The following is a 17652-nucleotide window of genomic DNA, read 5'->3' as shown; positions in this document are numbered from 1 at the left end:
TGCTGATAAATCAAATTTTTACTAAAGATGGAACGAGTTCTAATTCTGCTTGCCAACCTTCTGGCCATTGAATGCAGTCAGCAGTAAAGTGGAGGGGATCGTTTTCTGGCCAAGGTGCATTAATCGGTTCCTCAATCAATGCAAACTCCCCATTATCAAAAGGCTCGCCATTGGCTTGACGTTGCAAAAATACTCGTTCGCGGATGCCTTGTTTTTCTTGAGTCAGGGCGCGATGATGACAGTAGGGATTGTTACCTCGTTTGTCAAAAAAGACATGTGCAGTCCAACTGCAACCACCTCGACATAGTTCTGCAAATTCGCAAGTTTTGCAGAAACCCCACAAATGTTCTGTACCTTTGGGTGTACCAGCGCCGAGATTAAACCGCAGTTCTTCGGTTTCTTCGATGATACTGCGCAAAGAGCGATCGCGGATATTTCCACCGGTGTATGCTGTAGTTGGCAATGAAGGACAACCTTTAATCGCGCCATCAGCTTCAATTCCTAAAGCCGCCAATCCTGCACTGCAACCTTGCCAAAAAGACCAAGCATCGCCACCCCGTAAAAAGCGTTCATAAGGGCCGTAGTAGCCGATGTTATTTCCTGGCTGTAAGTGTACGCCTTCTTGTTTAGCTCGTTGCGCAACACGCGCTATCATCGGGTATACATCTAGGAGTTCATAAGGTTGCAGCAGAATCTCGCTATTATCGGCTGCATTCCCCATCGGTACAGTCAATTGAATTTGCCAAGCAAAGATTCCCGCGTCGCGTAGATGCTCATAAATTAGGGGAAATTCTGGTGCAGATAGGCGATTAATTTGGGTATTGCAGCCAAAGGGAATTCCGGCTTGTTTAAGATGGCTCATGGTTTTAAATGCCCATTGCCATGAACCTTGTTTACCACGAATGCGATCGTGGGTTGCTTCTAAGCCATCAACAGACACAGAAACTACATTAATTCCAGCTTCCTTCATTTTGTGGGCTGTGTCTAGAGTGATACCATAGCCCCCAGTAGTCATACCACAAAGCATTCCCGCTTTGGTAATTGCTTGGGCTATCTCTAGCCAATCGGGACGCAGAAAAGCCTCACCACCAATTATTGTTACTTCTGTAATTCCAACTTCCGCCATTTGTTTGACTAAATCTAGGGCTTCGGCGGTGGATAGTTCTTTAGTTCTTGTATGACCGGCGCGAGAACCACAGTGCTGACAAGCAAGATTACATTTTAAAGTGATTTCCCAAACCGCATAACTAATTCTGCGATAGGTCATTAGCGTTAACTCCCTCAATCAATTTCTCTAAAGGGGAAATAAATATAGCAATCCTATTTTTGTTGTGATTGTTGACTGTTAACTGTTGACTGTCAAAGCTGGCAAAATTTCAAAAATTATTTAGGATTGCTATATTTTTTCTTTTCGGTAAATATCAGCTTTTTATTTAGCCTTGTTAAATTTCATCATTTATGACAACTCCATATAAGGGCTGAGGATAAATAGGGGGCCATTTAATAGGAGGCCAGACAACAACTCCATATAGAGGGCGGATTATAGGCTTGCCTAAAAAGCCACCAAAAACTGCTTCTAGTTCTTTTTCTCCTAAATCTTGGAGTTCACTGTCAGCATTGGATTCTAGTAATTGAGTTGTATATTCTTCAAATTCTTCTTGAGTGAAATTCAAGCCAGCACTTTTGACAACTTGGCTACATTCATCCTTGGTTTCAACAGCTTGCATTTGATTACGGAAAGCCTCATCATTTGCTAGCTTTTGGTAAAATTCTTTTACATGTTCTAAGGACATAAAATAACTCCTGGATTGTTGACGGTTGACGGTTGACTGTTGACTGTCAGCAAGATTTATAAGTGATTGTCTCAGTCGAATGTGTAATAACTGAACTCTTGATTAGAAGAGGTTTGTGTGATCCCAAAGAGGACTTGGCGCTCCATAAATCAAGTAAAGTCTGGGATAAAATCCAACTAATCCACCAACTACAGATGCTAGTTCTGCTGCATCTATATCTTGAAGTTCATTCTCAGAATCTAATAATTGAGCAGTATATTCTTCAAATTCTTCTTTGGTGAAGTTAAAACCTGCATTTTGCAGAATTTCTCTACCTGCATCTTGGGTATCAAAGCTTTGAAGAAGCACGCGGAAAGCGTCATCAGATGCTAGCCTTTCGTAGAAAGCTCTGACGTTTTCTAATGACATAATCTGCTCCTAATAAAAAATTAGAAAGTTAACCCAATTCTGCTGATGACAACTCCATACATCAAAATTGGCAGTATACCAGGGAAAATCACAGGTATAGCTCCACCAAATACAGCTTCTAATTCGTTGGCATCTAAGTCTTTTAAATCTTCATCAGTAGCCGCATTTGTTTCTAACAAATATTCTGTATATTCTTCAAATTCTGCTTGGCTAAAATTAAGACCGGAGTTCTGCAAAAGTTCTCTGCCTGCTTCTTTGCTGTCAATACCTTGAATTTGGCTACGGAAAGCTTCATCAGATGCTAGTCTTTCGTAGAAAGCTCTAACATTTTCTAATGACATAATCTGCTCCTAAAATCACTGAATTACTATTTCTATGAGGATGAGGACATTTTTGTTGCAAAAGTCAAACTCATACCTATAGATTTGCTTAACTAACAGTTGGTGTTGCTACTTCAATTGCTAGCTCAGAGGGATTATAGTTATCTGTAATTACTTGAGGACAACGCATACAAGCTGCTTTACCTTCCTGCTTCCACCAGCGACAATCTCGGCGGATAGCACAAGGGGGTAATTCTTGGGCGATCGCAGGTAATTTTTGGACAATGCGTGTAGCTAAACGACAATCTTGTCCATCAAAATGCTGACAACCTTTTGTAGCACAAGGTGCAGCTGTACGAAAAATTTCAGCTGGTGTAATGGGGCTAGCTTTAGCTATCAGTTCATTTGTGAGTTTTTGTGGCTGTTTTAAATAAGCCACACGGGGTTCTGCCACTGTTCCACTGATGATGCCGAAAATTACACTATCCTCAGATTCAGGTCTAGCACTGGGGCAAAGTGTAGTTTTTTCAGCAGCAATATTTTCCATGCATTAAGCCTCGGCAAAGAGAATCTTACGGCTAAATAGTTTCAATTGGGGCAATGATGATGCCAACAATAATAGGAGGTTTAAAAATTAAACCTGTTGTTTTCACAGATGCTAGACCCCCTGCGATATTTCTAGCTTCTGTATCAGATACATCTAACAAAGCATCTTCAGAATCTAACTCTTGATTCCGGCGAGCGATCGCATTATTGACAGCATCATCAATTAAGCTGTTAATTTCTAAATGACTGTCGTAATTGCTTTTTCGCTTTTCCATGTAATTTTTCCTTGGAAGCATCATTAACTAATCAGCTAAAACACATATTCCTTGCATTATAAATTGTATAATTTGTTAACCGTTAACAGTCAACAATCAACAAAATCAACAATATTATCCAAGTTTTATGTGGAACAGCTTATCTGTTGATTTTAGAGTATAAGCCAAGTATTGCAGCGTTAGTTGTCGCTTTTTATTGAACAATAATAAAATATTTATGTTCTAAAATTTTTATATTTCCAGCTTAAAAATTGGATGAAAAGTACTGATGTTTAGCTAATTTAATCTCTTGATTACCTAAATTTAAACTAAGTCATCCCTTAACCTAACCTTTAATTAGTAAAAAAGTTGATAGGTAAGACATATTTCTCAGTTGACACAATTTTACATAATATTTGTCTCTAATTCATTATCAAAGGTTAGTTGTGTGAAGTTATTCTCGTTCGCTAAGTAGTAACAGGTGCTTTACTGTTTTTTACTTTTTTATTTATGGAAATTTAAGTATTCACTGAATAACCTTTCCTTAATCTTGCAAAGTTATATAAATACATAAACCGAATAATAAAAGCATTTTTTATATTTAGAACATTTCTACAAAAATATAATTAATTTGCGTATATCTACAGAAGTTATAGCTATAAAAAAACAATATACTTAACGAGTGAAATGCTTGATATTATTTTCCTTCATTATAATAGTTTTCAAAATATATGAAACGGCGAAATATACTTTGGTATTCGCTATTATTTATTGCTGGCTGTACAACAGGTACTAATCCAAAAAATAACTCAGATAAATTGGCAATATCATCACCTAAAAAATTAAATTTTACAGTTACCGATGTTGCTGGAATTGAAGATTTACAACAAGATTATGGAGCATTTCGGGCTGTACTAGAAGAAATATTAGGCATAAAAATTGATTTTTTTCCTGTAGAAAATCCTACGGCGGCAGCGCCTGCATTACTTTCAGGAAAGGTAGACATTGTATTTGCAGGCCCTTCAGAATACTTAATTTTAAATTCTAGAGCTAAGGCTATCCCTATAATTGCTATCAGGCGTAGTAACTATCATTCCATTTTTGTCGTTCGTGCAGATAGCAAAATTAAATCATTAGCTCAATTGAGAGGTAAAACAATTGCTATGCGAAAAATTGGCTCAACCTCTGGCCATATTGCTCCTACAAAACTACTAATAGATGCTGGGTTGAATCCAAATACTGACTTAAAAATTATCATGTTGGACGATCAAGGAGCAAAAGCTTTAAAAAAAGGTGAGGTGGATGCTTGGGCAACCTCATTTGATCGATACCATAATATCTTAGAAGCTGAAGGGTTGTTGGAAAAGGATTTTTCTATCATCTTAAAAGGCCCATTACTCCCAAATGATATATTTGTTGCTAGTAACCTACTGGCATCTAGCTTTGTAGAAGATGTACGAGCGCGTATGTTTGAGCATCAAGATAAACTAATCCAAAGCCTTTTAACAGCTAAAGCGAACCAAAAGTATAAAGATGGTAAATTTATTTCAGCAAATGATTCTGACTATAATATGATTCGTGAAGTTTATCAAAAAATTGGACAAGGAAGCTTTTTATAAGAGTATTGATGCTAAATTAATGGCAGTTATTAAAAGAAAGCCTGTTAAAAGAATTTTTCTCTGGTTTAGTAATTTAAGTAATAGCTGGGATATTGCTCAAAAGATTAGTTATGGTTATACTGTAGCTATTAGCATTGCTTTTGTTGGAACAATAATTGGTTTGTTACATGCAACACAATATGAAACAAATGCCCAAAAGCAGTTAAATTTATCCTATCAGCAGCAATATTTACTCAAAGATTTAGAAAATGCAGTAACGAGAATCAGATTACATCCGCAAAGATTAGTTACTGTATTAGATAATTCTGTCTGGTTAGAATTTGAAAAAAATAAGTTTCTCGATGAACTTAGTCAAGTTAATCAACAGTTATTGGAGATAGAAAAGTTTATCAATGCTTATCCTAATGACTTAGCATTAAACAGTGCAGAAATTTTAAATTTATTGAAGAATTATCAGAAAAACATAGAGATATACAATCAGATAGTCCAGTTTTACTGGCAGCAAATTGAAAAAAAACAATTATCGCCGAAAGCAAAATCTGATTACCAAGAACAATTATTTTTTTTATTTAAAGAGGAGAAAAAAGTTAACCTCTCTGTAAAATTTGAGCAACTTTCAGACGAGTTGATTCGGCTTATAGGACAAGCTGAAATTCAAAAACAGGAAGCCAATACTAGCTTTGAGAATGTTAAAAACCTGCGGATGAAAGTTATTTTTGGCAGTATGATTTTGTCATCTGCGATCGCAGCGGCACTTGCAATATATACTAGTAAGTTAATTGCCCATCCTTTAGAAGTAGTTACTAAAGTTGCTAGAAAAATTATCCAAGAGTCTAATTTTCAACTAAGAGCTAATGTCACTAGCAAAGATGAAGTAGGAACATTAGCTACCTCACTTAATCAATTAGTAGAATGGGTAGGAGATTACACTCAGGAATTAGAGCTAGCTCGTCAACATTTAGAGCAAAGAGTAAAAGAACGAACTCAAGAACTTCAACATTCATACCAAACTTTAGAACAAAGAGTAGAAGAACGAACTCAGGAATTAAAACAAGCTCTCCAAGACTTAAAAGCAACTCAGGCACAATTAATTCAAACAGAAAAGATGTCTTCTTTGGGACAAATGGTTGCAGGTATAGCACATGAAATTAATAATCCCATTAATTTTATTTATGGAAATATTCGATGTGCAGATGAGTATATTCAAGACTTACTCAATCTCATAAATTTATACGAGCAACAATATCCAGAATCCAACTGCATTATAGAAGAGAGAATAGAAGATATTGATTTTAATTTCCTCAAAAAAGACTTACTGAAGTTACTAGATTCTATGAAAATAGGTGCTGAACGTATTCGAGAAATTGTCTTATCTTTGCGTAATTTTTCTCGATTAGATGAAGCCGATATTAAAGAAGTAGATATTCATGAAGGTATTGACAATACACTATTAATTTTGTCTCACAGAATTAAATCAGATATTACAGTTTTAACAAACTATAGAGATTTACCTTTAGTTGAATGCTATCCTGCTCAAATAAATCAGGTATTTATGAATATTTTGAGTAATGCAATAGATGCTTTATTAGAATTAGAATCTCAAACTACTAAACAAATTTTTATAGAAACATCGAAGTTAGATGATACTTATATTAAGGTAGGGATTAGAGATAATGGACCTGGAATACCGCCAGAGATTAGAAATAAGTTATTTGACCCTTTCTTCACAACTAAACCAGTCGGTAAAGGTACCGGTCTAGGTCTAAGCATCTGCTATCAAATAATCGACAAGCATAAAGGTAGAATAGAATTAGCTTCAGAAGTTGGGAAAGGAACAGAGTTTGCAATTTTGTTACCGATTAAAACACAAATTTAAAAACTCATCTGTAGACTCTTTGACGGAGATCATAGCCATACAGTTTCTGCAACTGCAACATCTACTCATCAACCCAATCAGCTTTTTGTAAAAACAATCAACACATTTCAAAATATCTAAAACTGTAAGAAACTGGAAATTGGTGAATCAGAAAGTTAGTAGAAATGTGAATTTTAACTAAAATTTTTCAAAAAAATTAATAATTGAAAATTATCTCAAAAATTATATCGCAGGGAGGAGATAATTAAATTTTGTTAATTATTAAGATAAACTATGCTACATAAAGCATAGCTGGAATCTGACATAGAACTTACTGAGTAGTTAGAATGGATAACCAAAAGGAAAATTGGTTGAAGCTCTGCTACAATCTCTTGCCAAGCGTCGTTAACTTGAGCGATCGCGCCTTTGTTATTTTCATAAAACAGGATTGCACTTTTACAGAAGATTTAGGCGAAATTTCTTCTGTGGCGATTAGTTACGATGGAAATTTTCTCGCCGTTGGTAGCTGTCAACATCCTAGAGGTAATGTCAAAGTCTGGAATCTCAATTCTGGTAAACTCATCCATACATTGTTAGGAAATCAAAAACCAGTTAATTGTATAGCAATCAGTCCTGATGGCAAAATTCTCGCCAGTGGTAGTAATAAAATCAAAATATGGAACTATGTTATTTACTCGCTTGTTTAAATCAACTTTATGTTTTAATTAAATGAATAAATAAAATCAGCAATATAATGTTAGTTTGCGTCTTGAGTCATCCTAGTCAATAGACTACACACCAGAGTTTTCTAATTTAGTAGCCTAAGGAATGTTATTTTATCCCAGGAAATAAAGCTTCTAAATTGTGAGCAATCACTTGCTCGATGCCAACACCTGTGCAATAATTTTATTGGCCATTATTTGGCTATAATTTCTGGGGTAAGGAAATCAAACGAATCGATATCTACTTCCACAAGGCGATCAACAGGATCTGGAAGTGTTTCTGAGGTGAGAATAAATCGTAAATTGTGTTCAGTAGCGATCGCTCGCAATATTGCTTCAAAATTGGGATGAGCAACAATAATCGATGCTCCGGAATTTGTAATTACATACTCTAATTCTGGTCGTGGGTGAGAAATACAAAGCGGTACAGCTATTCCACCAGCACGCCAAATCCCCCATTGAGTAGCGACATACTCAAACCCAGGCGGTATCAGAAAAGCAACTCGCACCTCCTGTAAATCTTCTGCATCTTGAAGCAAATTTGCTGCTATTCGACTGGAAGTTTGCAGCAAATCTCTGTAGGTAAATGCTTTATCAGTTGTAACAATTGCTATTTTCTCGTTATGCTCTTGAGCAAGAGTAATTAAAGGGAGATTCACTGTTATTTACCAACTTGGTGACTGGTGACGGTTGACTGTTGACTGGTGACTGTGAACAATATAGCAATCTGCAATGGTATTTTTTTAACTTCCATAGATTAAGCAACGCGATCGCCTTGGCAGATAGTTGTAGTTAAACGAGGTACTATCCCATCATCATAAACAGTGATAAAATCGGCTCTTTTGCCGATTTCTAAACTACCGCGATCGCTAAATACATTAATGGCTTTGGCTGGGTTACTGGTAAATAATTGCATCGCTTCGTAAATTGGCTTTTCTGTTTTCTGTGCAATCATAAAAATTGATTGCAATAAGCTTTGAGGAACGTAATCAGAAGAAATTACATCCACTAGATTTTGCAATACTAATTCCATTGCAGAAACATTACCAGAATGAGAACCACCCAACACTAAATTAGGCGCACCCATTAATACTTGTAATCCTAAACTATGCGCTGCTTTAGCTGCTTCTAAGGTAGTGGGGAACTCAGCTAATACTGCACCATCTTGCACTGCTTCTTTAACGTGTTCCACAGTAGCATCATCATGGCTTGCTAAGGAAATACCTTGATTTTTGGCGAGTTCTACTAAAGCTGTACGATTTTTCTGTGCATATATTTCTTGTTTTTGCTGACGAGTTGAAATAAATTCATCCATTTGATCAGCAGTCACGCCATGTTTACCCATGTAATATTCTTTAAATTTATCCAACCGAATAAACTGGCGTTGTCCTGGGGTGTGATCCATCAATGAAATCATCGATAACAGAGGATGATTGATATATTGTGCTGTAATTTCATAGACCTGTTCATAAGCTAATTCACAACGTAAATGCAGGCGATGTTCCACACAAAAGCGTCCGGCTATTTGTCCTTGAGAAACAACATCAATCATCGGTGCATAGTTAATTAAGCGCGGAGAACCAGCTGCTACATCACCAATTGCGATCGCATCACATACTGTTGTGACTCCAGCGCTGGCTAAATCGCGATCGTGATACACTGCTGCGGCTTCTAAAGGCCAGCGAATACCAGGACGAGGAGACATACAGCGTTCTAAATTGTCGGTGTGTAACTCAATCAATCCTGGTAAAAGATAATCTCCCTCACCATTTTGTCCCTGACTCACAACTCCTGGTTGAATATCAGCAATCAATCCCTCTCTGACTACTAAAGTACCTAGTATTTCTTGATTTGGTAGTTGCAGACGATAGTTAGTGTAAATCTGCTCGTTCATAATAATTTGTTGACTGATGACTGATGACTGGTGACTGGTGACTGGTGACTGGTGACTGGTGACTGGTGACTGATGACTGGTGACTGATGACTGATGACTGATGACTGGTGACTGGTGACTGGTGACTGGTGACTGGTGACTGATGACTGGTGACTGATGACTGATGACTGATGACTGGTGACTGATGACTGGTGACTGGTGACTGGTGACTGGTGACTGATGACTGATGACTGGTGACTGGTGACTGGTGACTGGTGACTGATGACTGATGACTGGTGACTGGTGACTGATGACTGGTGACTGGTGACTGATGACTGATGACTGGTGACTGATGACTGGTGACTGGGAATGGTAAATGCTTTGTTGGGATAGTTAAGAAATCAACTGTTAACTGTCAACTGTCAACCGTCAACTGTTAACTGTTAACCGTCAACCGTCAACCGTCAACTATTAAAAATTAATTCGCGGTTGCAGAGTTGCGATCGCACTTCTTCATCATGAAAAATTCCAATTAATGAACAGCCTTGATTTTTGCGTTCTTGTAATAGTTCAATCACTACTTGACGATTACTAGCATCTAGGGCTGAGGTTGGTTCATCTAGTAGTAAAATTGGATAATCAACTACTAATGCTCTGGCAATATTTACCCGTTGTTTTTCACCACCAGAAAAAGTTGTAGGGGAAAGCTGCCATAATCTTTCTGCAAGATTGAGGCAACGAAATAAGTATTTAACTTTGTTATATGCAATATCTATATTTACGCCTAATTCTAATAGTGGTTCGGCAGCTACATCTAACGCTGGTACTCTAGGAATTACTCTTAGAAATTGGCTGACATATCCCATAGTTTTCTGGCGAACTGCTAAAATTTCGTGGGGTGCGAGTTGGCATAAATCAAGCCAGGATTCTTCATGTTTCACCCAAACTGAACCACTATCAACGCGATAATTTGCATATAAACAGCGCATAAATGTAGATTTCCCAGTACCAGATGCTCCAGAAAGAGCGATACATTCTCCTGCATTAACTGTCAAAGAAACTCCTTCTAAAACAGAAAGTTGCATTCCTCCTTGCTGATGCAAAGTAAAACTTTTGCGTAAGTTTTCTACTTGCAAAAGTACTTGGCTAGGAAATTCTACTGATCGATGGTTAAGAGTTAATGATTGCATGGTTAAAAAGTGCCAATAAAGAACAGTCATCAGTCATCAGTCAACCGTCAACCGTCAACCGTCAACAAATCATGGTGTTAAAGCCGCGCTGACTAATAGTTGGGTGTAAGGATGTTGTGGATCATCAAGTACTTGATCGGTTAAGCCTGATTCCACTACTTGTCCTTGTTGCATGACTAGTAATCTGTGCGCTAGTAGCCTGACTACGCCGATATCGTGAGTCACTATAATGACGCTAAGACGAAAATTGCGGACAAGCGATCGCAATAAATCCAATAACCTCGCTTGTACCGAAACATCCAACCCACCTGTCGGTTCATCCATCAAAATCAACCGAGGACGTGTCACCAACACACGGGCTAGTTGTAATCTTTGTTGCATCCCTCCAGAAAATTGCACTGGTAAATCATCTATCCTTGTTGGGTCAATTTCTACTTGTCGTAGCCAATGTGCAGCTTCATCTCGAATATTACCGTAGTGTCGCACTCCCACATCTAGAAGGCGTTCACCGATATTTGCTCCCGCACTCACCCGCATTCGCAACCCATCACGAGGATTTTGCTGAACAAAACCCCATTCAGTTCGCATTAATAACCGTCGTTTAGCTTCCGCAAGTTGAAAAAGTTCTATGTCTTCATCATTACGGTTTTTATACGTAACATTACCTTGGTCAACAGTGATGTGATGGGCAATTGCACTCAGCAAAGTAGACTTACCCGAACCAGATTCACCTACAATTCCGAGAACTTGGCCAGGATAAAGATTAAAGGAGATGCGATCGCAAGCCTTAATCGCACCGTAAGATTTACTCAAATGATGAACTTGTAAAAGAGGTTTAGTCATTGGTCATTTGTCATTTGTCATTGGTCATTTGTTATTAGTCAACAGTCAACCGTCAACAGTCAACCATCAACACTTCTTTTATTACAAAAATCCGTATCTGAACAAATCCACATTCGTCCGCCTTGGTCATCAATCACAACTTCATCTAAATAGCTTTCTGTGGAACCGCATAACTCACAGGCTTTATCCCATTTTTCTACGGTGAAAGGATGGTCTTCAAAATCTAGGCTTTTGACTTTGGTGTAGGGTGGAATTGCATATATACGTTTTTCTCTCCCTGCGCCAAATAATTGCAATGCGGGACTCATATTCATTTTGGGATTATCAAAGCGGGGGATTGGGCTAGGACTCATCAAATAACGTTCATGCACCATTACTGGGTAATCGTAGGATGTGGCAATGTGTCCATGTGTGGTGATATCTTCGTAAAGTTTGACGTACATCGCCCCATATTCTTCTAAAGCGTGCATTTTACCTGTTTCTACAGACGAGGGTTCTAACCAGCGTAAGGGTTCGGGAATTGGTACTTGGTAAACTAAAATCTGTCCGTCTTTGAGTGGTGTTTCGGGTATGCGATGGCGCGTCTGAATCAGAGTGGCTTCTTGGGTGTGTTCTGTTGTTTCTACACCACAAACTTTTTTGAAAAACCGACGAATATTCACAGCGTTTGTCGTATCATCTGCACCTTGATCGATGACTTTCAGGACATCAGTTTGACCAATTACAGCAGCCGTTACCTGAATTCCCCCAGTACCCCAACCGTAAGACATGGGCATTTCTCTCGAAGAAAAGGGTATTTGATGTCCGGGAATCGCCACAGCTTTCAGCAAAGCACGGCGAATGGAACGTTTTGTTTGTTCGTCTAGGTAGGCGAAGTTAAATCCAGTTTCTGGGGATGGGGGAGGAATATTCATTTGATTGTTGACGGTTGACTGATGACTGATGACGGTTGACGGTTGACTGTCAAAAAACTGTACAACTTAGAGCAAGGTCAGTTTATTTAGAGAGGCGATCGCAAATTGGGTGAAGTGGTTTAAATCGGGTGTGGGTAGATTTTGGATTTTGGCTTTGTCGTCGTAAATTCTTAGCTGTACTGCATCTTTGGCGTAGGGTTGCTGAATAAATTGCTCTGCTTGTTCTGGGGAAAATATGCCTCCTTGCAGTTCTAAGCTGCGTTTGGAAGCAGCTGAGAGACTATCCCAGTATTCAGGATTGATTGAGCAAAGATAACGTTTGGCGACGACATGCAGCCTAATTGGTTCTGTGACTGCTGAACTGAAAATCTGCTTTAGTAAAGGTATAGCGCGATGTTCGTGATGATCGTCTATACCTTGGCTGGCGGGATCGTTGCCTAAATCATGGATTAAATGTCCTAAATCATGGAGTAAACAAGCGGTAATTAATTCATGGCTTTGACCTGATTGTTCAGCGAGGCTAGCACATTGCAAGGCGTGTTCTAATTGGCTGACAGCTTCTGCACCATACAATTGAGAACCTTTTTCGGTGAATAGGTTAATGATGTTTTCGATGGTAGGGTTCATAGATAAATGTTGACGGTTGACGGTTGACGGTTGACTGAGTATTTAGGGACTTCCAGAAATTAAATTATTCAATCAGTATGGGGGAAGATATTGAGCAGATTCTTTGTCTCCCTCTGCTCCCCTGCTTCCACTGCTCCCTCTGCTATCCCCAGCGATAAGATATTTTGGAAGTCCCCGATTAAATTTGGTAGCGGGCGACTTCTTGTCCGGCTATGTATACAGATGAAATCGCAGTAATTGCTGATGGTAAGGAATTATTAGGAGATATTAAGAGAAAATCTGCGTCTAAACCTGGGGCGATTTTGCCTTTGCGATCGCTAATTCCTGCGGCTTCTGCTGGTAGGCTAGAAACTAATGACCATGCTTTTTCAAATGACATTAAGCCTAATTCTTGCAGTTTGAAGGGAGCATAAAATAAGGAAGGATAATGATAATCTGAGCAAAGACAATCAATAACCTTATTTTTTACCGCCTCAGCTACACTCATTAAACCTAAGTGGGAACCACCACGGACTAAGTTAGGCGCACCCATGAGGACGGCTGCACCATATTCACGACACTTTGCTGCTAAATCTACAGTCGCGGGAAATTCTGCGATCGCAACTTGGCGCTGTTGACTAAGTAAGACTTTTTCGAGGCTATCATCATCATGGGACGCAAGCGGAATACTATATTTATGAGCTAATTCCACCAGTTCTTGTATTTGTGCGTCGCCTTCATGTCGTTTTGCTGTCACCTGATTGATTAACTTTTCAATCTCTTCTAGAGACATGGACGATCTCTGCTTCACGCTATTGATATAGCGGTTAAATCTTTTTTGATTACCTGGGGGTGGTAGGTGATCGTTGATAGATAAAAGATGTACTTTACCAGATACCATCCAATCACATAACTCTTGATGTCCTGCTATATTTGCCTCTTCATGCCTAATATGAATGCGATGATTGCAGTGTAAAACTTTTTTACCTACCCCTAAGATGAAGTCAATTAAAGCACGAGCAGAATCACGACTACGTAACCCTGGTTCGTAAGAGTCGGTAATTGAGCAGTAAAAAGTAGTGATACCAGATGCTAAGAGGTTACGGTCATTATCTGCGATCGCTATTGGTAGAGGAAAATTAACTCCCGGACGAGGACAAATCATCCTCTCAAAAGCATCACCATGTAAGTCAATAATTCCTGGTAGCATTTGGAGACTTTGAGCATTTACCAGATAAAATCCATTAGGGCTTGTTGCCTGATCGATACTAATAAATTGCCCATCTTCAATTAAAACTGTCGCATCTTTCACCCAACCATCAGGAGTTAATACATCTACTCCTTGAATCGCAATTTTTGTATTATTTATTTTCGACAATGATTGAATAGGTTGTGTTGTTGTCACTGACTTACACCAATTTGTGACTGATTAATAAAATACATATAGCAATCCTATTTCAGTTGTAAAAAATATCGGTTTTGGTTGTTGACTGTTGACTGTTGACTGTCAACAAACCTACATACGAATATTTCTCAAATCATTTAGGACTGCTATAAACTTGACTAACAGCAAAAGTTTCTTTGTTGAATTCCTGACTTTCTGAAACCTGTGATTCTTCCGGCATAACTGTTAAATCTGATGATTGATTATTTACTTGTTGCTGCCGAATTTTTCTTACTAAATTTAACTCTGATTGAAAGTCAATATAGTGTGGAAGTTTAAGATGTTGTACAAAACCTTGAGCTTCCACATTATCGGAGTGTAAAAGCACAAATTCAACATTTTGCGCTGGCCCTTGAATTGTTTCTCCTAATTCTTCAGCGCGCATTGCTCTATCTACCAACGCCATTGACATAGCTTTACGTTCGTTATAACCAAAGGTAAGGCCATAACCACGGGTAAATTGTGCAGGTAATTCTTTACTACCTTTAAATTGATTAACCATTTGCACTTCGGTGACAGTAATATCTGCGATCGCAATTTCAAATCCCAATTCTTCAGGACAAATCACTACCTCTACTTCCCCCATACGAATCTCACCCGCAAACGGATGGTTTCTGCCATAACCCCGTTGTGTAGAATAAGCCAGAGATAGCAAAAAACCTTCATCTGCACGCGCTAAATTTTGCAGTCTCGCATCTCTTCCAGCTGGAAAGGTTAATGGTTGGCGAGTTAAATCAAAGGGTTGTTGATGGTTAACGGTTGACTGTTGACTGTTGACTGTTGACTGTTGACTGTTGACTGTTGACTGAAGGTTAAGAAATTCTTCTTCTGCTCCCCTGCTCTGTTCTGGTTGCATCAATCCTTCTCGATCTAGGGTGTCAATTACACGGGGAATTGGTTCTGTAATGGCTTCTGCTTCTGGTGCTGGTGGTACTTGTCCTTCTGCTATTAATTTAAAATCTAGTAGACGGTGAATATAGTCAAAAGTAGGGCCTAACTTTTGCCCTCCTGGAACATCTTTAAAAATGGCAGAAATGCGGCGTTGAATCTGCATTTTGCTGGTGTCTAAAGGTTGACTATAGTAAAAACGGGGGAGTGTTGTCCGATAGGCGCGTAATAAGAAAACTGCTTCGACTAAATCACCCCAAGATTGTTTAATAGCTAGAGATGCTAACTCTCGGTCATATAAACTACCTTCACACATTACCCTTTCTACTGCTAGCGTTAACTGTTGTTCAATCTGGTCTAATGTCAATTCTGGGATTGTCAGATCACCTCTGCGCCTACTTTTGAGAAGTGCTTCTGCATTTTGAATTGCTTGTTCTCCACCTTTGACTGCAACGTATGGCATATACTTTTTGTTGACTGTTGACTGATGACGGTTGACTGTTGATTGGGGATTATGCAAAATTTTGGGTTGGTTGGAGTATGCATTTAAAGCTCCAACCGTGTTGCTCGAAACCTAGTGATTGATAGAATTGATGGGCGCGATCGCGTTTTAAATTAGAAGAGAGCATCATTTTATAACACCCAGCTTCAGCACTAAGTTTGAGCGCTGCTTTTACCATTTCGCTACCTATTCCTTGTCCCCGCATAGAAGAAATGACTGTCACTGAATCTAGGACTGCAAATTTGTGATATCCCTGATGCATCATTGTTGGTGCATAAAGAAGGCTAAAAGTCCCTACAGTTTGCTCATTTAAATCAGCAATATAAATGTGATAATTAGGAACTTGTGTGATTTCTGCAAAGATTTTTTCTAAATCATCTTTGGGTATGGGTGGCTGACCATCCATGTCAGCATATAACTGATTTAAGAGAGGTAAATCTTCTCGGTTCGCAATACGAATATCAATATTCATAAGTAAGCGCAATTAAAAATAATTGGTAATGGCTCTCATTGGTCATTTGTAAATTGTTCAAGAATGTGCTTTATTTTTGAATTTTAAATTTGTCGTTCTTGGTAGTCCTATTACTGCATTTTCTGTAAATAAAAATACGTCTACACCTTGCGGATAGGCTTGGTGATTCTGTCTCCAGAAATTCCAGAAATCATGAGGAATTGTAGGTGCAATAACACGTTCTTCTAAAATTCCCGGCCCTGTTAAAATTACAGGTTCTCCCATTTCAAAACTTTCTACCTGTACTAATAATGTTGTTGAAGCTTCTGGTTTTTCAGCCGTTCCCCAATTAAAAATAGGTAATTCTGGTAACGCTGCTAAATCTTGAATTAAAGCAAAGTCAGCTTCCTCTGGGTACTGCGTAAAGCGACAGCCACTATGAAACAACAACCAAGCTTTAACTTGAGCATCAAAACTAGGTTGTAACCAAACCACAACATCCAAATCCAACAAAGTTAAACAAGCAGCCCCACAAGCAGCCGTTAAACCTGCAGGTATGCTCATTTGTGCTGTTATCTGATAAGCTATCCCCGGACGAGCATGAGCATCCAACAACGCCCGAAACGTCCTTTGTGCATCATGAATCGAATCTTGTAACCCTGGTAATTGTGTAACTTTAGTCATTTGTCATTTGTCATTTATTAACTGTCATCAGTCAACCGTCAACCGTCATCATTTATTCCCCTCTCACCATTGTGAAGAAATTAACCTTTGTCGCTTCTGTTTGGCGTTGTTGAAGTTCTTGCTGCTTTTGGCTTTCTATTTGCAAGGGTTGAATGACTTCAGCTTGAATGCGATCGCGCCAATGTGGAGTTTGTAGTAATGCATCACATATAGCTGCTAATTCTGCATGAAGGTGCGATCGCCCGGCGACATATCCAAATCCAGCGATCGCTTCTTCTCCTGCATTCTCTAATTGCACAACGCAGCGAGTCATGGTGATTTCGCCTAAATTAAACGCCTCCCCTGTACCGCCAGCACGTCCCCGCACCATCGCCAGTCCAATCTCTGGAGAGCGTAAAAAGCTATATTCAGGCAAATTATCTAACTTATTGACCAATTTTTCTAATAGATCTAACTCAGCCTTTGCTAATGTTCCCATCCATGCTTGTCGCTCGCTCACAGTAGGCATAGGGTTGGTTTAGGGTATTTTGTTTTAAACTATTCTTAACTTGTCTAGACATCTAGATGAAAGTACATTAACGCAATTCGGACAACTTGACAATCTAACTTAGGAAAAATTTGTTGACGGTTGACTGTTAACAGTTCACCGTCAACCATCATCAGTCAACCGTCATCAGTCAACCATCATCAGTCAACCGTCATCAGTCAACCGTCAACCGTCAACCATCAACAAAAAAAAT

19 protein-coding genes and 1 pseudogene are annotated in these 17652 nt (G+C 38.8%); 3 read left to right on the top strand and 17 right to left on the bottom strand.

Going from position 1 to position 17652, the window contains the following annotated elements; translation table 11 throughout:
* Positions 1 to 10 precede the first annotated feature (10 nt).
* The 6 genes from H6G08_RS21480 to H6G08_RS21455 form a co-directional block, all read right to left on the bottom strand.
* The gene (locus H6G08_RS21480; protein ID WP_190546572.1) at positions 11 to 1267 is read right to left on the bottom strand and encodes a nif11-class peptide radical SAM maturase 3; all 1257 of its coding nucleotides are present in this window, start codon (positions 1265 to 1267) and stop codon (positions 11 to 13) included.
* A 175-nt stretch (positions 1268 to 1442) separates the two neighbouring features.
* Positions 1443 to 1793 (bottom strand): Nif11-like leader peptide family natural product precursor, encoded by a 351-nt coding sequence (locus H6G08_RS21475; protein WP_190546570.1) that lies wholly within the window; start codon positions 1791 to 1793, stop codon positions 1443 to 1445.
* Positions 1794 to 1895: 102 nt separating this feature from the next.
* Positions 1896 to 2201, bottom strand: coding sequence for a Nif11-like leader peptide family natural product precursor (locus tag H6G08_RS21470; RefSeq protein ID WP_190546568.1), 306 nt, complete (start codon positions 2199 to 2201; stop codon positions 1896 to 1898).
* A gap of 20 nt (positions 2202 to 2221) precedes the next feature.
* Positions 2222 to 2542: a Nif11-like leader peptide family natural product precursor gene (locus H6G08_RS21465; protein ID WP_190546567.1), complete on the bottom strand. Its 321-nt coding sequence runs from the start codon at positions 2540 to 2542 to the stop codon at positions 2222 to 2224.
* A gap of 88 nt (positions 2543 to 2630) precedes the next feature.
* Positions 2631 to 3068 (bottom strand): nitrogen fixation protein, encoded by a 438-nt coding sequence (locus H6G08_RS21460; RefSeq protein ID WP_190546565.1) that lies wholly within the window; start codon positions 3066 to 3068, stop codon positions 2631 to 2633.
* Between the two features lie 31 nt (positions 3069 to 3099).
* Positions 3100 to 3342 carry a hypothetical protein gene (locus tag H6G08_RS21455; protein WP_190546563.1) on the bottom strand — a complete coding sequence of 81 codons (243 nt, stop codon included), beginning with the start codon at positions 3340 to 3342 and terminating at the stop codon, positions 3100 to 3102.
* Positions 3343 to 4052: 710 nt separating this feature from the next.
* Between H6G08_RS21455 and H6G08_RS21450 the strand changes: the two genes are divergently transcribed.
* The 3 genes and pseudogenes from H6G08_RS21450 to H6G08_RS21440 all read left to right on the top strand — a co-directional run.
* Positions 4053 to 4940 carry a phosphate/phosphite/phosphonate ABC transporter substrate-binding protein gene (locus tag H6G08_RS21450; RefSeq protein ID WP_190546561.1) on the top strand — a complete coding sequence of 296 codons (888 nt, stop codon included), beginning with the start codon at positions 4053 to 4055 and terminating at the stop codon, positions 4938 to 4940.
* The gene (locus H6G08_RS21445) at positions 4900 to 6816 is read left to right on the top strand and encodes a sensor histidine kinase (protein ID WP_313942336.1); all 1917 of its coding nucleotides are present in this window, start codon (positions 4900 to 4902) and stop codon (positions 6814 to 6816) included. The genes H6G08_RS21450 and H6G08_RS21445 overlap by 41 nt, the downstream gene beginning before the upstream one ends.
* Before the next feature lie 431 nt (positions 6817 to 7247).
* Positions 7248 to 7478 (top strand): annotated as a pseudogene (locus H6G08_RS21440) (WD40 repeat domain-containing protein); the annotation flags it as partial.
* A gap of 233 nt (positions 7479 to 7711) precedes the next feature.
* Here the strand turns inward: H6G08_RS21440 and H6G08_RS21435 are convergent.
* The 11 genes from H6G08_RS21435 to phnG all read right to left on the bottom strand — a co-directional run bounded on the left by H6G08_RS21435 (position 7712) and on the right by phnG (position 17420).
* A complete protein-coding gene (locus tag H6G08_RS21435; protein WP_313942335.1) occupies positions 7712 to 8176 on the bottom strand; it encodes an AMP-binding protein in 465 nt (154 codons plus the stop codon).
* Positions 8177 to 8274: 98 nt separating this feature from the next.
* Entirely contained in the window at positions 8275 to 9411 is a 1137-nt protein-coding gene (gene phnM / locus H6G08_RS21430) for a phosphonate metabolism protein PhnM (RefSeq protein WP_190546559.1), read from the bottom strand.
* A 443-nt stretch (positions 9412 to 9854) separates the two neighbouring features.
* Complete coding sequence (gene phnL, locus H6G08_RS21425) at positions 9855 to 10580, bottom strand: phosphonate C-P lyase system protein PhnL (protein ID WP_190546615.1); 726 nt, start codon at positions 10578 to 10580, stop codon at positions 9855 to 9857.
* Positions 10581 to 10649: 69 nt separating this feature from the next.
* Complete coding sequence (gene phnK / locus H6G08_RS21420; RefSeq protein WP_190546557.1) at positions 10650 to 11423, bottom strand: phosphonate C-P lyase system protein PhnK; 774 nt, start codon at positions 11421 to 11423, stop codon at positions 10650 to 10652.
* Positions 11424 to 11482: 59 nt separating this feature from the next.
* Entirely contained in the window at positions 11483 to 12337 is an 855-nt protein-coding gene (locus H6G08_RS21415) for an alpha-D-ribose 1-methylphosphonate 5-phosphate C-P-lyase PhnJ (protein ID WP_190546555.1), read from the bottom strand.
* A 66-nt stretch (positions 12338 to 12403) separates the two neighbouring features.
* The gene (locus tag H6G08_RS21410) at positions 12404 to 12964 is read right to left on the bottom strand and encodes a phosphonate degradation HD-domain oxygenase (RefSeq protein ID WP_190546553.1); all 561 of its coding nucleotides are present in this window, start codon (positions 12962 to 12964) and stop codon (positions 12404 to 12406) included.
* Positions 12965 to 13142: 178 nt separating this feature from the next.
* A complete protein-coding gene (locus H6G08_RS21405; protein WP_190546552.1) occupies positions 13143 to 14348 on the bottom strand; it encodes an alpha-D-ribose 1-methylphosphonate 5-triphosphate diphosphatase in 1206 nt (401 codons plus the stop codon).
* A gap of 133 nt (positions 14349 to 14481) precedes the next feature.
* Positions 14482 to 15738, bottom strand: a complete 1257-nt coding sequence (locus H6G08_RS21400) for a carbon-phosphorus lyase complex subunit (protein WP_190546613.1) — start codon at positions 15736 to 15738, stop codon at positions 14482 to 14484.
* A 49-nt stretch (positions 15739 to 15787) separates the two neighbouring features.
* On the bottom strand, positions 15788 to 16249 hold the full coding sequence (locus H6G08_RS21395) for a GNAT family N-acetyltransferase (protein ID WP_190546550.1): 462 nt from the start codon (positions 16247 to 16249) through the stop codon (positions 15788 to 15790).
* Positions 16250 to 16306: 57 nt separating this feature from the next.
* Positions 16307 to 16912: a phosphonate C-P lyase system protein PhnH gene (gene phnH, locus H6G08_RS21390; RefSeq protein ID WP_190546548.1), complete on the bottom strand. Its 606-nt coding sequence runs from the start codon at positions 16910 to 16912 to the stop codon at positions 16307 to 16309.
* 52 nt (positions 16913 to 16964) lie between these two features.
* Complete coding sequence (gene phnG, locus H6G08_RS21385; RefSeq protein WP_190546546.1) at positions 16965 to 17420, bottom strand: phosphonate C-P lyase system protein PhnG; 456 nt, start codon at positions 17418 to 17420, stop codon at positions 16965 to 16967.
* Positions 17421 to 17652: the final 232 nt, after the last annotated feature.

Source organism: Calothrix anomala FACHB-343, from assembly GCF_014696435.1.
Lineage (GTDB): Bacteria > Cyanobacteriota > Cyanobacteriia > Cyanobacteriales > Nostocaceae > Aulosira > Aulosira anomala_A.
Note: the sequence above shows the minus strand (reverse complement) of the source record. Positions and strands in the feature narration are given on the sequence as shown.

What these genes read in the sequence shown, in the direction of transcription:
- H6G08_RS21480 (WP_190546572.1), bottom strand. Translation starts at nt 1,267, where the DNA reads ATGACCTATCGCAGAATTAGTTATGCGGTTTGGGAAATCACTTTAAAA.
- H6G08_RS21475 (WP_190546570.1), bottom strand. Translation starts at nt 1,793, where the DNA reads ATGTCCTTAGAACATGTAAAAGAATTTTACCAAAAGCTAGCAAATGAT.
- H6G08_RS21470 (WP_190546568.1), bottom strand. Translation starts at nt 2,201, where the DNA reads ATGTCATTAGAAAACGTCAGAGCTTTCTACGAAAGGCTAGCATCTGAT.
- H6G08_RS21465 (WP_190546567.1), bottom strand. Translation starts at nt 2,542, where the DNA reads ATGTCATTAGAAAATGTTAGAGCTTTCTACGAAAGACTAGCATCTGAT.
- H6G08_RS21460 (WP_190546565.1), bottom strand. Translation starts at nt 3,068, where the DNA reads ATGGAAAATATTGCTGCTGAAAAAACTACACTTTGCCCCAGTGCTAGA.
- H6G08_RS21455 (WP_190546563.1), bottom strand. Translation starts at nt 3,342, where the DNA reads ATGGAAAAGCGAAAAAGCAATTACGACAGTCATTTAGAAATTAACAGC.
- H6G08_RS21450 (WP_190546561.1), top strand. Translation starts at nt 4,053, where the DNA reads ATGAAACGGCGAAATATACTTTGGTATTCGCTATTATTTATTGCTGGC.
- phnM (WP_190546559.1), bottom strand. Translation starts at nt 9,411, where the DNA reads ATGAACGAGCAGATTTACACTAACTATCGTCTGCAACTACCAAATCAA.
- phnL (WP_190546615.1), bottom strand. Translation starts at nt 10,580, where the DNA reads ATGCAATCATTAACTCTTAACCATCGATCAGTAGAATTTCCTAGCCAA.
- phnK (WP_190546557.1), bottom strand. Translation starts at nt 11,423, where the DNA reads ATGACTAAACCTCTTTTACAAGTTCATCATTTGAGTAAATCTTACGGT.
- H6G08_RS21415 (WP_190546555.1), bottom strand. Translation starts at nt 12,337, where the DNA reads ATGAATATTCCTCCCCCATCCCCAGAAACTGGATTTAACTTCGCCTAC.
- H6G08_RS21410 (WP_190546553.1), bottom strand. Translation starts at nt 12,964, where the DNA reads ATGAACCCTACCATCGAAAACATCATTAACCTATTCACCGAAAAAGGT.
- H6G08_RS21400 (WP_190546613.1), bottom strand. Translation starts at nt 15,738, where the DNA reads ATGCCATACGTTGCAGTCAAAGGTGGAGAACAAGCAATTCAAAATGCA.
- H6G08_RS21395 (WP_190546550.1), bottom strand. Translation starts at nt 16,249, where the DNA reads ATGAATATTGATATTCGTATTGCGAACCGAGAAGATTTACCTCTCTTA.
- phnH (WP_190546548.1), bottom strand. Translation starts at nt 16,912, where the DNA reads ATGACTAAAGTTACACAATTACCAGGGTTACAAGATTCGATTCATGAT.
- phnG (WP_190546546.1), bottom strand. Translation starts at nt 17,420, where the DNA reads ATGCCTACTGTGAGCGAGCGACAAGCATGGATGGGAACATTAGCAAAG.